11 protein-coding genes are annotated in these 14,518 nt (G+C 61.5%); 3 read left to right on the top strand and 8 right to left on the bottom strand.

What is annotated here, in order from left to right:
* Positions 1–39: 39 nt before the first annotated feature.
* Positions 40–1,041 (bottom strand): FecR domain-containing protein, encoded by a 1,002-nt coding sequence (locus TK06_RS19975; RefSeq protein ID WP_063323492.1) that lies wholly within the window; start codon positions 1,039–1,041, stop codon positions 40–42.
* Entirely contained in the window at positions 1,031–1,531 is a 501-nt protein-coding gene (locus tag TK06_RS19970) for a sigma-70 family RNA polymerase sigma factor (RefSeq protein WP_063323491.1), read from the bottom strand. Before TK06_RS19970 ends, TK06_RS19975 begins: the two co-directional genes overlap by 11 nt.
* Before the next feature lie 253 nt (positions 1,532–1,784).
* Between TK06_RS19970 and TK06_RS19965 the strand changes: the two genes are divergently transcribed.
* Positions 1,785–3,665 carry a methyl-accepting chemotaxis protein gene (locus TK06_RS19965; RefSeq protein ID WP_063323490.1) on the top strand — a complete coding sequence of 627 codons (1,881 nt, stop codon included), beginning with the start codon at positions 1,785–1,787 and terminating at the stop codon, positions 3,663–3,665.
* Between the two features lie 374 nt (positions 3,666–4,039).
* Here the strand turns inward: TK06_RS19965 and TK06_RS19960 are convergent, their stop codons facing one another.
* The 5 genes from TK06_RS19960 to TK06_RS19940 form a co-directional block, all read right to left on the bottom strand.
* The gene (locus tag TK06_RS19960; protein WP_063323489.1) at positions 4,040–4,504 is read right to left on the bottom strand and encodes an SRPBCC family protein; all 465 of its coding nucleotides are present in this window, start codon (positions 4,502–4,504) and stop codon (positions 4,040–4,042) included.
* Between the two features lie 32 nt (positions 4,505–4,536).
* Complete coding sequence (locus TK06_RS19955) at positions 4,537–7,956, bottom strand: non-ribosomal peptide synthetase (RefSeq protein ID WP_063323488.1); 3,420 nt, start codon at positions 7,954–7,956, stop codon at positions 4,537–4,539.
* A gap of 10 nt (positions 7,957–7,966) precedes the next feature.
* On the bottom strand, positions 7,967–8,899 hold the full coding sequence (locus TK06_RS19950) for a diiron oxygenase (RefSeq protein ID WP_063323487.1): 933 nt from the start codon (positions 8,897–8,899) through the stop codon (positions 7,967–7,969).
* Positions 8,896–9,672, bottom strand: a complete 777-nt coding sequence (locus TK06_RS19945) for a DUF3050 domain-containing protein (RefSeq protein WP_063323486.1) — start codon at positions 9,670–9,672, stop codon at positions 8,896–8,898. The genes TK06_RS19950 and TK06_RS19945 overlap by 4 nt, the downstream gene beginning before the upstream one ends.
* Before the next feature lie 685 nt (positions 9,673–10,357).
* Positions 10,358–11,050, bottom strand: a complete 693-nt coding sequence (locus tag TK06_RS19940; protein WP_063323485.1) for a GntR family transcriptional regulator — start codon at positions 11,048–11,050, stop codon at positions 10,358–10,360.
* 271 nt (positions 11,051–11,321) lie between these two features.
* On the opposite strand from TK06_RS19940, the gene lapG reads away from it, so the two are divergent.
* Both lapG and lapD read left to right on the top strand, forming a co-directional pair.
* Complete coding sequence (lapG, locus tag TK06_RS19935) at positions 11,322–11,945, top strand: cysteine protease LapG (protein ID WP_408003321.1); 624 nt, start codon at positions 11,322–11,324, stop codon at positions 11,943–11,945.
* Positions 11,946–11,959: 14 nt separating this feature from the next.
* Positions 11,960–13,948, top strand: a complete 1,989-nt coding sequence (gene lapD / locus TK06_RS19930; RefSeq protein ID WP_063323484.1) for a cyclic di-GMP receptor LapD — start codon at positions 11,960–11,962, stop codon at positions 13,946–13,948.
* Positions 13,949–14,150: 202 nt separating this feature from the next.
* Here lapD and TK06_RS19925 read toward each other — a convergent pair whose 3' ends face one another.
* Positions 14,151–14,489 (bottom strand): hypothetical protein, encoded by a 339-nt coding sequence (locus TK06_RS19925; RefSeq protein WP_003196545.1) that lies wholly within the window; start codon positions 14,487–14,489, stop codon positions 14,151–14,153.
* Positions 14,490–14,518: the final 29 nt, after the last annotated feature.

The raw sequence follows: 14,518 nt of genomic DNA, 5'->3' as shown, positions 1-14,518 counted from the left end.
GTCCTAGCCGGACGCCGGCCTGAAACCCGCCAAAAAAAATCAAGCCAGGCGCTGCACCGTGATCCACCAACGGGTTCGATAACGGATCTGTACGGGGAGCATGCGTGGCAGGACGGCGAGCAGTTTGTCGGTGTCCTCCAAACGGAAAACCCCCGACAAGCGCAGGTCGGCAACCGACGCCGCGCAGTTCATATAACCCGGGCGGTAGCGTCCTACTTCATTGAGGAAGTCTTCCAGGCGCATGTTGCGCGTGACGATCAACCCGTCGGCCCAGGCGCCTGCGTCCATGTCCAGCGGCGGTGCGAGGGCCGCTGTCGATGCAGTGATCAGATAGCTTTGCCCGGCCTCGACCTGAATGGGCCTGCCATCGCTGTTGGGGTGCGAACGGATGACGACTTGCCCGCTGGTGACGCTCAAGCGCGTGCAGTCGCTGTCCTGGCGCACCACGAAGCGCCCCTCCAGCCCTTCGAACAGGCCATGCCTGCTTTTCACCAGCAGCGGCCGCCCCGGGTCGCGACCACAGGTGACCATGATTTCGCCGCGGGCCAGGGTAATCAGGCGCTGCCGGGCGCTGAAGTCCAGGTCGGCGGCGCTGTGGGTATTGAGCTCGAGTCGCGTGCCGTCCGGCAACTGGAAACCTCGGCGTTCACCGGTGGCGGTGGCGAAGTCAGCGCTCCACGGTTGCCAGCCCAGGTCCTTGCCCAGCCAAGCCGCGCCGCTCACCATGGCGATGCCCGACAGCAACTTCAGGGCCTGGCGACGACTGAGGCGCTGGGCACTGTTTTCCAGGGTGTCGAGGGCGATGTGGGCACCGGGCACCGCCCGCAGGTTCGAGGTCAATTCGCTGTGCAGCGATTGCACCCGTTGCCAGGCCAGTTCGTGTTCCGGGTGGGCGGCGCGCCAGGTGTCGCACTGTTGGCGCAGGGTCGGGTGAGCGGTGTGATTGCGCAGGCGCAGTAGCCAGTTGATCGCCTGCCTGACCACCTGTTGCGACGGGCCGTTGCGGCGGCTCTGCAAGTGCTCCGCCGGCTCAGCTTTCATAACGCAGCACATAGCAGTGGTACAGCGCATCGGCGACGTAGCGCTCCACCGAGCGCAACGAGATGCCCATCTGCTCGGCGATCTGCTTGTACGTCAGGCCTTCGCACTGGGCCAACAGAAAGGCCCTGCGCACTTTCGGCTTGAGGCCTTCGAACATCCTGGCAATCGCTTCGAGCAGTTCCAGGATCAAGGCCTGGGCTTCAGCGCCAGGGGTTTCGGCTTCCGGCAAGTGAGCTATGGTTTGGAGGTAGGCACGTTCGATTTCTTCTCGCCGCCAATGGTCGATCACCAGGCCTTGGGCGATGGTGCGCAAAAAGGCGCGTGGAGCTCGAAGTTCCAGGCGTTCGCTACGCTGCAACAGGCGCACGAAGGTGTCCTGGGCCAGGTCCGCCGCATCGGCGGCATTGCCCAGCCGGGTGCGCAGCCACGTATTGAGCCAGCCGTGATGCCGGCTGTAGAGCGCCTGTACTGCAAACTCGGGAGATGACATGGACGCAACGGCCTGGATGTTACAAATGATAATAGGTCGCATTGTCATCAGCCGTCGGCGAATTTGCAACCACCGTTCGCCCGCTGTGTCCTCCCGTCGGCTATTTCTTCGTATCCCTAATTATTTGTACAGGTTTGCCGACAGACTTGTACGTGTGCACCAAAGTGGAGCGTATTGATAACCGCTCGCACTGCTACATGGAACGTTGCAAATCTGGAATGCACCCCCACTCCTTGCCTAAGAAGCCTCATCAATGAATCTAAAGTTCAGCCACAAAATCCTTCTTGCCGCCTCTGGTGTGGTGGTCCTGGCTTTTGCCCTGTTCACGCTCTACAACGATTATTTGCAGCGCAACACCATCGGCAGCAGCCTTGAGTCGTCCATCGAGCAATCCGGCGACCTGACGGCCAGCAGCATTCAGAACTGGATGAGTGGCCGGATATTGGTGCTGGAAAACCTGGCGCAAAACATCGCGCACCAGGGTACTGCTGCCGATCTGCCAGGGCTGGTCGATCAGCCGGCGCTGACCTCGAACTTCCAGTTCACTTATGTCGGCCAGGCCAACGGTGTCTTCACCCAACGTCCGGACGCCAAAATGCCTGACGGCTACGACCCGCGTCAGCGCCCCTGGTACAAACAGGCTGTGACCGCCGATAAAACCATGCTGACCCCGCCTTACTTGGCGGCGGTGGGTGGCCTGGTGGTGACCGTTGCCCTGCCGGTGAAGCACAACGGCGAACTGCTCGGTGTGGTGGGCGGCGACCTGAGCCTGGAAACCCTGGTGAAGATCATCAACTCCGTGGACTTCGGCGGTATCGGCCATGCGTTCCTGGTCAGCGGCGACGGTCAGGTGATCGTCAGCCCGGACAAAGACCAGGTGATGAAGAACCTCAAGGACATCTACCCCGGGACCCCGGTGCGCATTGGCAAGGGTATCCAGGACGTTGAGCTGAACGGGCAGGACCGTATCCTTTCGTTTACTCCAGTGACTGGGTTGCCGAACGCCGAGTGGTACATCGGCCTGTCGATCGACAAGGCCAAGGCCTACGCGCCGTTGAGCCAGTTCCGTACGTCTGCGCTGATTGCGATGTTTGTCGCGGTGGCGGCCATTGCGTTGTTGTTGAGCCTGTTGATCCAGGTATTGATGCGCCCGTTGACCACCATGGGTCGCGCCATGCAGGACATCGCCCAGGGTGAAGGCGATCTGACCCGGCGCCTGGTGGTGCAGGGCAAGGATGAGTTCGCAGTGCTGGGTGGTTCGTTCAACCAGTTCGTGGAGCGGATTCACGCGTCGATCTCGGAAGTGTCTTCCGCCACCCGTCAGGTGCATGACTTGTCGCAGCGTGTGATGACCTCGTCCAATGCGTCGCTTGTCGGCTCGGATGAGCAGAGCGCTCGCACCAACAGCGTGGCCGCGGCCATCAACCAGTTGGGGGCAGCGACCCAGGAAATCGCCCGCAATGCCGCCGATGCCTCGCAACATGCCAGCGGCGCCAGCGAACAGGCCGATGACGGTCGCCAAGTGGTGGAAAAAACCATCCAGGCCATGACCGAGCTGTCGCAGAAGATCAGCCTTTCCTGCACCCAGATCGAAACCCTGAACGCCAGCACCGACAACATCGGCCACATCCTGGACGTGATCAAGGGCATCTCCCAGCAAACCAACCTGCTGGCCCTGAACGCTGCCATCGAAGCGGCCCGTGCCGGTGAAGCCGGCCGTGGTTTTGCGGTGGTGGCCGATGAAGTGCGCAACCTGGCGCACCGCACCCAGGAGTCGGCGGAAGAAATCCACAAGATGATTACCTCGCTTCAAGTCGGCTCCCGTGAAGCGGTCACTACGATGAACGCCAGCCAGACGTCCAGCGAAGAAAGCGTGGAAGTGGCCAACCAGGCCGGCCTGCGACTGGTCAGCGTGACGCAGCGTATCGGTGAGATCGACGGCATGAACCAGTCGGTAGCAGCTGCGACCGAAGAACAGACCGCTGTCGTTGAAACCCTCAACATGGACGTCAGCCACATCAACCTGCTGAACCAGCAAAGCGTGGCCAACCTCAATGAAACCCTGAAGGATTGCGATGCCTTGTCGCAACAGGCCAATCGACTGAAGCAACTGGTGGATAGCTTCAAGATCTGACCCCAGTCGCAAGCCGAGCCACTGCCATCGCGAGCAAGCTCGCTCCCACAGGGGATTGGCGGTGAGCCGGGATCCTGGGTCCACTGCAACTCAATGTGGGAGCGAGCTTGCTCGCGATGGCGATCTTCAATGCAGCACAGGCCGCTCAGCCCAATGCTTGAACCTCAAGCCAACCCAATCCCTGTGGCGAGGGAGCTTGCTCCCGCTCGGCTGCGAAGCAGTCGTAAACCGGCGGGTGCGGTGTGTCTGATACTCCGCATTTGGCAGGTTTTGGGGCCGCTTCGCGGCCCAGCGGGAGCAAGCTCCCTCGCCACGGGGTTTGTCGATTGCCTTGAGTGAACAGCATTAGCTCCACATCGGGGAAGGGCTGTGCCTTAGGCGAACATCACTTGCACATTCCCCATCGCCTCATCGGCGAAGCCCTGGAGGAAATCCCTGAAGCCCGACGGCGTGTGGGCGTCGGTGTGGTCGGCGATGATGGTCCAGGTGGCGCGGCAGCGGTTGTCCGCCAGGGGTTCGACGCGCATGGCCGCCCACAGGTTGTCGATGCCCAGGGTGTTGTAGATCAGCGTCCAGGTCATGTGCATGGCCTGGTCGTCCCGGCTGTTGAGCTGTTCCACCACCAGGTTCTGCCCATCGCGGAAGAATTTCTTGCGCAGGGACCTCACGCCCTCGCCGGTCATTTCGATGTGTTCCAGTGCCGGAATGAAATGGTTGAATCCGCCAAAATCACCTACCACGTTCCAGACGCTTGCCGCGTCGGCCGCGACCTCCACCGAGGTTTCGACCTGGCAGGCTTGGGGGTTTTTGATCAGGGTGTCGGGTTGAAATGCACTCATGGTCTTGCTCCTTGCTTTGGGTTGAGGGTGTTTCAGATGAAGTCGATGGCCTTGAGGTACTCGGCGCCGCGACGCAGCAGGGCCGGGGACTTTTCCGGGTAGCTGGCGCCCATCTGCCGCACGCCGGCGCGGGCGTTGTCGTGGCTGATCAGCGAGATATCGCCGATGTCCTCCTCGAAGCCGTTGAGGTAGAAACCCAGCACGCCAAACAACGCGTTGTCGGCATCGACCCGCGCCAATTGCCGTTGCCACTCGGCGACGCTGACCAACGAAAACTCCCGGCCGCTGTCGCGAAACGAGGCGACATAAGCGTCCCAGCTCAAAGGCTGCGGGTTGTGCAGGTTGAACACCGCTTGCGTCGGCTGGTAACGGCTGGCGTGGAAGGCGATGAAGCGGGCCAGGAAATCCACCGGCATCAGGTCGAAATTGAGAGACAGCTCCGGTACCTGGCCGAGTTGGATCGAGCCCTTGAGCATCAGCATCAAGCGATTCTTGTGGGGCTGGCAGACCCCGGTCAGGCTGTTGAAACTGATGTTGCCGGGGCGGAACAGGTTGACCCACACCCCGCGATCACGAGCCCGCTGCAGGATCCGTTCGCCGACCCATTTGGACAGGTTGTAGCCGTTCTTGATGTAGATCGGCGGCGTCTCGGCGGCCGGCTGTTCCAGCACCTGGCCGTCGGCATCCAGGGCACTGGAGGCGGACAGCGTGGAGACGAAGTTGAAGATCTTCTTGCTGCGCCCTTCACACAGGCGCAGGCACTCGAAGATCGGCTCCACGTTGTCCCGCGCCAGGGACTCGTAGTCGAGCACATGGTTGACGTGGGCGGCGTTGTGCACCAGCGCGCCGAAGGTGCGGTCTATGCGGGTGTAGACGTCGTCTGGCAGGCCCAATTGCGGTTGGGTGATGTCGGCGGCGTACACACTGACGCGGTCCAGGTCCAGGTGGGTCAGGTGATTGTCCCGCAGGGCCTGGGAGAAGCGCTCGGCCGCGCTTTGTTCAGCGCTCGCACGCACCAGGCACGCGACTTCGGTGGCGCCCCAGGCCAGCAGTGCCTCGACGATGTGCACGCCGAGAAAGCTGTTGGCGCCAGTCACCACCACCTTGTGCACATCGCCGCATTGGCTGATGGGCAGCGGATCGAGGTTGAGTTCGGCCTCGGCATCGATGAAGGCTTGGGGGCTGAGGATCGAGGCACTGTTTTGATCAGGATCGTCCAGCAACTTGGCCAAGGTCATCAGCGTTGGCGCTTCGATAAAGCGGTTGATCGACAGGCTGCGGCCGAACACCTGGCGGATGCTCAACAACAGTCGCGACAGCAGGATCGAATGCCCGCCGAGGTTGAAGAAGCTTTCGTCGGTGGCGATGTCCTCGACGGGTAGTTCAAGCAGCTCTGCCCACAGTTGCTGCAATTGCGTCTCCAGGGCGTTCTGTGGCTGGCGGCGTTGGCCATCGACCTGCACCTGCACCGCCATGGTGAGCAAGGCCCGGCGATCGACCTTGCCGTTGCTGGTGTACGGCAGGCTCGGCAATTCGACGTAGGCGGCCGGGTGCATGTAGCTGGGCAAGCTGTTCTGCACGTGATCGCGCAACGCCTGGAGGGCGTCGCCGGAGTGCTCGGGATGAACCAGGAACGCCAGGATTCGCCGCCGTTCATCGACCCCCACTGCCACTTGGCGAAACAACTGGCTATCACGCAGGCAGTGTTCGATCTCCTCGGGCTCGACCCGAAAACCGCGGATCTTCACCTGGTTATCGCGCCGGCCACACAGTTCGATGCCGTTGTCGGTCCACTGGCCGATATCACCCGTGCGATAAACCCGCAGCACTTGCCCGGTGGGCAGTGTCAGGTCGAGGTAACGCGTCGCGGTCAGCGCCGGGTCGTTCAGATAGCCGAGGCCGACGCCCGGGCCGGCGATGTACAACTCTCCGGGCACACCTTGGGGAACCGGCTGCAACTGTTCGTCCAGGATCAAGACCTGGCCATTGGCGATGGGCACGCCGAGGTTGCGGTTGTTGTCGCCGACGCCGAACTGTCGTGTGGTCGCCAGCACTGTGGTTTCGGTCGGGCCGTAGATGTTGTGGAACTGGCATTGTGGCGCGAGCTGTTCGATCACGAACGGTTCACAGACATCGCCACCGGTGATCAGGTGCGCCAGGCCCAGCGGTGCATCAAGGGGCATGACGCTCAGCAGCGCAGGCGGCAGAAAGGCGTGGCTGATGTGCTGCTGGTGAATCAACGCGACCAATTGCTGCGGATCGCGGCGCTGGTCTTCGCTGGGCACCACCAGCAAGGCGCCGTGGATGAACGTCGGCAGGATATCCAGCAGCGACGCATCAAAGTTGATGGTGGAAAACTGCAACGCCCGGCTGTCGCGCTGCAACCCGACGTAGTCGCCGTACCAGGCACAGAAATGACTGAGGTTGCGGTGGCTGAGCAACACGCCCTTGGGCTGGCCGGTGGTGCCAGAGGTGTAGATCGCCACAGCCGGTTCGTCGCTGTCCACTGTGCGGCGAATCAACGAGGCTGGGATGCCTGGCTTGGGCGATGGCAGTTGATGGACATTCAGCGTTGGCACCGACAGGTCGCCCAGGTCGCTGTCGCCGTCGTGCAGCAGCAGGTCCGCCTGGGCATTTTCCAGGATGAAGCGCCGACGTTGCGCCGGATGCTGCGGGTCCAGCGGCAGGTACACCGCCCCACAGCCCAGCACCGCCAGGATCGCCGCATATAGGTGCGCAGACTTGGGCAGGCACACACCGATCACCAAGGGGCGCTTGGCCGCGCCGCTTAACCTCTGCAACATCGGCTGTTGCAACCCCAGCGCCAGGCGGCGCAAGGATTTGTAGTCGATGAATTGCCCATCGACCCACAGGGCTGGTTGCGCCGCGTCGTCGAGCATGCGCTGTTCAATGCTGTGCATCACCGGCATGTCGGCGGCGGCGAGCAGCCAAGGTACTGGCGGCCGATTGAGGCCGTGCTCGAACGCCAGCGGCTCCAGCGCGTCGAGCCCGAGCAGGGGCTGCTCGACAGCGTCAGCGTGCACCGTCGGCCAGTGATCGAAGCAGGTGTCATCCCGGGATAACTGGCTGACCAGCCGTGCGCCGGTCTCGACCACTGTCGCCAGGGTACGCAACCGCAGGGACTGACCGTTGCCATCGCTTTGCGGCGCAATCACCTCCTGGCACAACAGCCGCTGCGCGCCGTCGCGAAATATCACCACCGGTTGCGGCAATACCTCGCCGGATAGCGTGCGCAGCGCCACGCGCACCTGGAGGCATGAGCGGGCTTCAATGGCCCGCGGTGTCGTACCGTCGTCGAGCAACAAGTCGACCATGCCGTGGTTGGCCGGCGATTGCCAATCCACGATGCCATGGCCGTGCAGCTCCAGTTCCCGGGCCAGTTCGGCCATGGCCTGGCTGGTACCAGGCACTGCAATTTCGAGGCGTTTCATCGAAAGGTCCTCATGGAGTCAGGTAATCAGCGAGGGCGTCGCGTACGCAGGGGGACGCGAGCATCGAGCTGCTGCGGAAAAAGCGCGTGATGTTGCCCACCAACGGGTGAAAACGATTGATGGGGTAGGCCAGCGCACTGGCGTCTTCACGCAGCGATTGGCGTACCGATTCGTCGACGGGCAGGTGCGCGATCAGCTCGACGTCGAACGCTTGCTGCAGGTCGCTCGCCAGGTACTGGACGATGAACCCGGGCATCAAGCGTGCAATCGCCGCGCGGTCCTCTTCGGGCGCGGTGCGCCAGTAGATCTGCACCAGTCGCGTCCAGAAACCGGAGTGGCGGCCCTCGTCGAGCAAGTGATCGGCCATCAGCCCCTTGATCGAGGCCTTGACCGAGTCGTCCCGGGCGAAGGCCGCCACTTCGTTAGTGACGGTGTTCTCGGCAATGGCGATGCAGATCAGCTCCACGGCGCTGAGCAAATGTTCCGGCGCCTGGGCCAGGGTCGCCGGTATCGCGCGGCTGAGTTCGATCTGCCCCGGCAACGGGATCGGTGCGATGCCGGTCATGTCGATGGTCTGCTGCATGAAGTCCATCGCCACCAGCGCGTGATAATCCTCGTCCACCACCACGGTCATCGCGTCGTAGCGGCAGGCGAACGGGAATTCGATGCCGAAGCGGTTCTTGGCAATGCGGCGGGCGGTGTGGTCCACCAGTTCGGTCTCGAAAATCACCACGTCGTTGATGAACTTGTAAAGGCTCTGCACCAGCACAAAGTCGCGCAATTGCGGGCAGTGGCTGAGGAAGGTCTGGCTGTGCACCAGCGGCTGGCGGCTCATGGGGAAGATCAGCTTGTCGTCGTTTTCGACCCGCCGCCGTGGCCGGGTACGGATCGTGGCGCGACTTTCCCAGGCGTCGGCGAAGGATTGGTATTCGACAGCGTTCATGGCATCACCTGTGCAACCGGCTGGGTCATGCTCTGGCGCAAGCCATCCCACAGGGCCGCGCGGCTGTGGACAGCGGCGAGCGCGGCGACCAGTACTTCGGTTTCGCGCTGTGGGTCGCCATCGATCAGCCGGGCCAACAACTTTTCTGCCGCCGGGCCATGGTCTTCGGAATCGACTTCGATGTGCCGTTGCAGGTAATAACGAAAGGTCGGCGCCTGATCCAGGCCAATGCCCCAAGCGTCGAGCATGCGCTGGAACATCTGCGGGATGACACTCTCGCGACCGTGCACGAAGGCGGCGGCCACACTGTGGGCCGGTGCGTGCAGAGCGGTGTGCAAGGTCTGGCGGACAAACCGCGCCGCCGCCGGCTCGACCTCCACGCTGTCCAGCGCAGTCTCGGGGCTGACGCCTTCCTGTTGCAGGGTGATGAATTGCTCGATCGCGCGGGTATCGGCACCGATTTCCCGCATGGCGTCCAGGTACAGTTCGAAGTGGCTGCAATAGCCTGCGCCGGGGCGGTCATCCGACTCTTCTCCCAGTACGATTTCATTGATCAAGCGTGCCGCGTGCGGGTCGGCCGGCGGCAGCCAGGGCAGGTGGACGCAGGTGAGTTCGCGTTGCAGCCGCTTGGTCAGCGACATGAAGTCCCAGACGGCAAAGACATGGCTTTCCATAAAGCGGCGTAACAGATCGATTGATGTAATCTCGGAAAAAACCGGGTGTTGGCCAAGTTCGTGTTTTTTCAGAGATAGTTGTTCTTTGGATGGCTGCATCGGAACGTCCTCATCAATGATGTTTTGTCCGGAAGGTTGCTCGTTGTTTAATTAAGACGAGCGGGAGCCTGAACCGGAATCCATGAATTACCCAAGTGGCTTAAGTGTTCGCTTTCAGTACGGGTTGTGGGCTTGTGTTGCCTGTGTTTAAAGGGTTTGTCAAAAAGCGAAAGGGCCGCAAGTAACGCGACGAATAAAAAACTAATGCATGAAACAAGTTGTCGGCAAGTATTTTTTTAATTATTTAAAGTTGATGTTTTATTGGGCGCGAAGAGGGCTTTTAAAACTTTTTATATAAGTTTTATTTGGGCGAAGAAGCTCCTTCCGATTTGCGAGTATCAGAATCGAATAGTTCGAGTGAATGCCTCACTCGGAGCACTTCAGGGATCGGGGAGTTAATAACTTTTATGTTATGGGCAGGACGTCGGTCGGACATCCGATCATCCCGCCGGTTGGACGACGCTCCTTGCGTATTGGCTTCGATTCGTCTGGCCTCAGCCAGGCGTTGACTTCTTCAGGTCTGTTTTGAATCGACAAGCGCAAGAGTGAGCCCAAATCGATGGCAGTGCCATTGAACTGATGGGACGGCGAGTCGCGGCCACGGCCAGGCCGCGCCGCGCAGGCGACAAGTGAGTCGGAAGGATATGTAAGAAATTTTTACGCCGGACGGAGCGCCGACGTGGGATCACAGCTTCGACAACTGTTCCAAGTACCGGCGCATGGTGACAGAGGCTTTTTCCAGGTGCCGTTCCAGCAATACGATCGCTTTATCGATGTCTTTGGCTCGCGCGGCCTCGAGCAGCGCGCGATGATCGTCCTGGCTCAACTTGCCCAGGCCCATGGACGACAGATGAAAGCGCAGGAAGCGCTCTTCTTCATTGAGCTCGCGCTCGATCAGGTCCAGCAGCTTGCTGTTGGGGGCCTTGTGATAAAGCGACATGTGGAACAGCCGGTTGAGCTTGCCGATCTCGGCGTGTTCGGTTTCCGTTTCCAGCTGTTCGATGTACTGGGCGGCCATTGCCAGGTCGCTGTCATCGAGCAAGGGGATGGACAGGCGCAAGGCGAACGATTCCAGGACCGAACGCAGGGCATAGGTTTCTACCGCATTGTTGGTGATCAACGGTGCCACGACGGCGCCCTTATGCTGAACCACATTGAGCAGTGACTGCGCTTCGAGCTGGCGCAACGCCTCGCGCACCGGCATGCGGCTCACGCCGAACAGGTCGGCCAGTTCCTGCTGGCGCAGGGCGGTACCGCAAGGCAAGCGTCCATCGAGGATGGCCTCGCGCAGAGACTCTTCGATGATCGAGCGTGCCTGGTCAGCGGGAATGGGGCCGTTGATCTGGATAGTGCTGAGCGGTTTGGGCTTCTGTGTCACGACAACGCACCCTGATTGGTAGTAAAAATTGGATCCAGGCTCACGTTAGTTACAGGTTGGTGAGCCGTCAAAGTCTCTCGACCGGAGGTTCCTGAACTAAAGTTTAGTCTGCCTGCGGTGATTGCACCTTGCCATTGTCTTTTAGTGGGCCAGGCGTCACCATCCAACGAATTTCCAACGACCCTTTTCGGACGTATTTCCCTTGGCTGCACCGTTCCCTGTCCTCAGGTCCTTGCGCTGGCTATGTTCGGCATTGTTGCTGGCCGGCCTGATGCTGGGCGGCCTGCAGGCCGACTGGGACTTTGCGCAGATCAGCCGACGGGCGCAAGCGTTATATGGTCCCTTGGGCGAAGGTCAGCAACGGATCGACGCATGGCAGCAACTGTTGGCGACCCAGAAACAGATTCCGGAACTCGAACAGCTCAAGGTGGTGAACCTGTTTTTCAACAAACAGGTGCGCTACGTGGAAGACATCGACCTGTGGCGTGAAGTCGACTACTGGGAAACCCCGATCCAGGCCCTGTGGAAGGGCGCCGGTGATTGTGAAGACTACGCCATCGCCAAGTACTTCAGCCTGCGTCATCTCGGGGTGTCCAGTGACAAGCTGCGCATCACCTACGTCAAGGCCTTGCGGCAGAACCGTGCGCACATGGTGCTCACCTACTACGCCACGCCCGAGGCGATGCCGCTGGTACTCGACAGCCTGATCGACGGCATCCAGCCGGCCAGCCAGCGAACCGACTTGCTCCCGGTCTACTCTTTCAATGCCGAAGGGCTGTGGCTGCCGGGCGCCAAGGGCAACAAGAAAGTGGGTGACACCAAGCGCCTGTCCCGGTGGCAGGATGTGTTGAAAAAAATGCAGGCCGAAGGTTTTCCGGTCGAGACGACTAACTAGGAGCGCGCGCTCAGATGTCCTTGTTCAAACAGCTGTTGATCGCTATCTGTCTGTTCCTGGTGGTTGCCTTCAGCGGCAGCTTCATGGTCAGCCTGGAGAGCTCGCGGGCCCAGTACGTCAACCAGTTGCGCTCCCACGCCCAGGATGCGGCCACGGCGCTGGCCCTGTCGCTGACGCCGAACATCGACGACCCGGCGATGGTGGAGCTGATGGTCAGCTCGATCTTCGACAGCGGCTACTACGCCAGCATCCGCGTGGTCGACGTGGCCACCGACAGGACCCTCGTCGAGCGCACCGGCACGCCGGACGCCGGCAGCGTGCCGCAATGGTTCGTCAAGCTGATCGGCCTGGAACCGGCCGGTGGCGACGCCATCGTCAGCCGCGGCTGGGAACAGGCGGCGCGAGTTGAAGTGGTCAGCCACCCGATGTTCGCCCTCGCCAAGCTGTGGCAGAGCGCCTTGGGCAGCCTGGGTTGGCTTTTGCTGTGTGGCGCCGTGAGTGCGGTGCTGGGGGCCTTGCTGCTGCGTCGCCAGCTCAAGCCGCTGGACTACATGGTGCATCAGTCCCATGCCATTGCCCGTCGCGAATTCCTGAGCCTGCCGGAGCTGCCGCGCACGCCTGAACTGCGCCGGGTGGTGCAGGCGATGAACCAGATGGTCGAGAAGCTCAAGGCGCTGTTCCAGGAGCAGGCCGAGCGCAGCGAGAAACTGCGGGTCGAGTCCTACCAGGACAACCTCACGGGCCTGGCCAACCGGCGTTATTTCGAAATGCAGCTCAATGCCCGGGTGAGCAACCCGGAGCAGGCCAGTTCCGGTTATCTGCTGTTGTTGCGGGTCAAGGACCTGGCCGGTTTGAACCAGCGGTTGGGCGGGCAGCGCACCGACCAGTTGCTCCAGGCCGTGGGTGAGCAATTGCTGCGTGAATGTGCGCGGTATCCGGAAACCCACAACTTGGTCACGCGTATTCGCGGTGGAGAGTTTGCGGTGTTGGCACCTGGGCTGGTGCGCGAGGAAGCGCTGCAACTGGCGCAGAACCTTGAGGCTGCATTGGCGAGCCTGCATGCGACCGGTGCGACGGATGTGGCGTCGGTGGCCTCCATCGGGCTGGCGCCGTTCGTCCATGGCGACTCGCCGCAAGCGGTGCTGCAGCTCGGCGACCAGGCCCTGGCCCAGGCCGAAAGCCAGGGCGAACCGGGTTGGGCCTGCCTGGATCACAGCGCGGTGGCCAGCGTCGGTGACGATCACCATGCCTGGCACACGCTGCTCGACCAGGCCTTGAATCATCAGCGCTTCGAGCTGTACTTCCAGCCGGTGGTGGCCGCCCGGGACACCCAGGTGGTGTTGCATTACAAAGTGCTGTCGCGGTTGCTCGACGAGCAGGGCCAGACCATCCCTGCTGGGCGTTTCCTGCCCTGGTTGGAGCGCTTCGGCTGGACCGCGCGCCTGGACCGTTTGATGCTCGAACAAGTGCTCAGGCAAATGGCCGGGCATGAGCAATCCCTGGCGTTGAACCTGTCTTCGGCGACCTTGGCCGATCCGCAGGCGCTGAACAAGATCTTTGAGATCCTGCGGGCGCATTCCAACCTCGGGTCGCGCTTGACCCTGGAGATTGGCGAAGAGCAACTGCCGGAGCAAGCGGTGCTGGAGCAGTTGACCCGGCGTCTGCGCGAACTTGGCTTTTCCTTGAGCCTGCAGCGTTTTGGTGGGCGGTTCAGCATGATCGGCAATTTGTCGCGGCTGGGGCTGGCTTACCTGAAGATCGATGGCAGCTATATCCGCGCGATTGATCAGGAAAGTGATAAACGTTTGTTCATCGAGGCTATCCAGCGCGCGGCCCACAGTATTGACTTGCCTTTGATTGCTGAGCGGGTTGAGACGGAGGGGGAGTTGGCGGTGATTCGTGAGATGGGGTTGTTTGGGGTGCAGGGGCAGTTGGTTGGGGAGCCTCGGCGGTGGGGTGATCCTGAAACATTGATCGTTCCACCACTCCGCGTGGGAATGTAGCCAGGGACGCTCCGCGTCCCGGAGCGATAGCGTAAGCCCATACAACACGATCCCCTGTGGCGAGGGAGCTTGCTCCCGCTGGCCTGCGAAGCAGGCCCCCAGCAGCTCTTCAGGCAGACCGCGTTGCCTGGTTTTGCGACTGCTGCGCAGCCGAGCGGGAGCAAGCTCCCTCGCCACAGGGATCGGGTTGTGTCATTTGAGGTTAGATCAACCCCTTCTCATCATCGTCGATCAACCGGCTCAACCCGCCCAAGGCTTCCCGGGCCTGGGTGCGGTCCATCAGCTTGGCCTGGGCCGCCGGTGGCAGGTCGGTGACGCGGATGACGCCTTTGCTGGTCAGCACCTGGATCAAGTCATCGAGTACCCGGATCATCTCCAGGTCGCTTTGTTTGAGCTGCTTGAGGCTGTTTTCCACCGCCTGGTTGGCGAACCAGTCCTGGATCTCGTGGTTGTCGGCCGGCAAGGTTTCGGTGGCCTCGGCGTAAGCGGTGGCTTCTACGCGCACCAGCAGGCCTTGTGCATCGCGTTGCACATAAAACATCGGGCATCCCTCATGTATGAAGCGGCGTC

The sequence above is a fragment of the Pseudomonas fluorescens genome, from assembly GCF_001623525.1.
Lineage (GTDB): Bacteria > Pseudomonadota > Gammaproteobacteria > Pseudomonadales > Pseudomonadaceae > Aquipseudomonas > Aquipseudomonas fluorescens_Q.
Note: the sequence above shows the minus strand (reverse complement) of the source record. Positions and strands in the feature narration are given on the sequence as shown.

What these genes read in the sequence shown, in the direction of transcription:
- TK06_RS19975 (WP_063323492.1), bottom strand. Translation starts at nt 1,041, where the DNA reads ATGAAAGCTGAGCCGGCGGAGCACTTGCAGAGCCGCCGCAACGGCCCG.
- TK06_RS19970 (WP_063323491.1), bottom strand. Translation starts at nt 1,531, where the DNA reads ATGTCATCTCCCGAGTTTGCAGTACAGGCGCTCTACAGCCGGCATCAC.
- TK06_RS19965 (WP_063323490.1), top strand. Translation starts at nt 1,785, where the DNA reads ATGAATCTAAAGTTCAGCCACAAAATCCTTCTTGCCGCCTCTGGTGTG.
- TK06_RS19960 (WP_063323489.1), bottom strand. Translation starts at nt 4,504, where the DNA reads ATGAGTGCATTTCAACCCGACACCCTGATCAAAAACCCCCAAGCCTGC.
- TK06_RS19955 (WP_063323488.1), bottom strand. Translation starts at nt 7,956, where the DNA reads ATGAAACGCCTCGAAATTGCAGTGCCTGGTACCAGCCAGGCCATGGCC.
- TK06_RS19950 (WP_063323487.1), bottom strand. Translation starts at nt 8,899, where the DNA reads ATGAACGCTGTCGAATACCAATCCTTCGCCGACGCCTGGGAAAGTCGC.
- TK06_RS19945 (WP_063323486.1), bottom strand. Translation starts at nt 9,672, where the DNA reads ATGCAGCCATCCAAAGAACAACTATCTCTGAAAAAACACGAACTTGGC.
- lapG (WP_408003321.1), top strand. Translation starts at nt 11,322, where the DNA reads ATGCTGGGCGGCCTGCAGGCCGACTGGGACTTTGCGCAGATCAGCCGA.
- lapD (WP_063323484.1), top strand. Translation starts at nt 11,960, where the DNA reads ATGTCCTTGTTCAAACAGCTGTTGATCGCTATCTGTCTGTTCCTGGTG.
- TK06_RS19925 (WP_003196545.1), bottom strand. Translation starts at nt 14,489, where the DNA reads ATGTTTTATGTGCAACGCGATGCACAAGGCCTGCTGGTGCGCGTAGAA.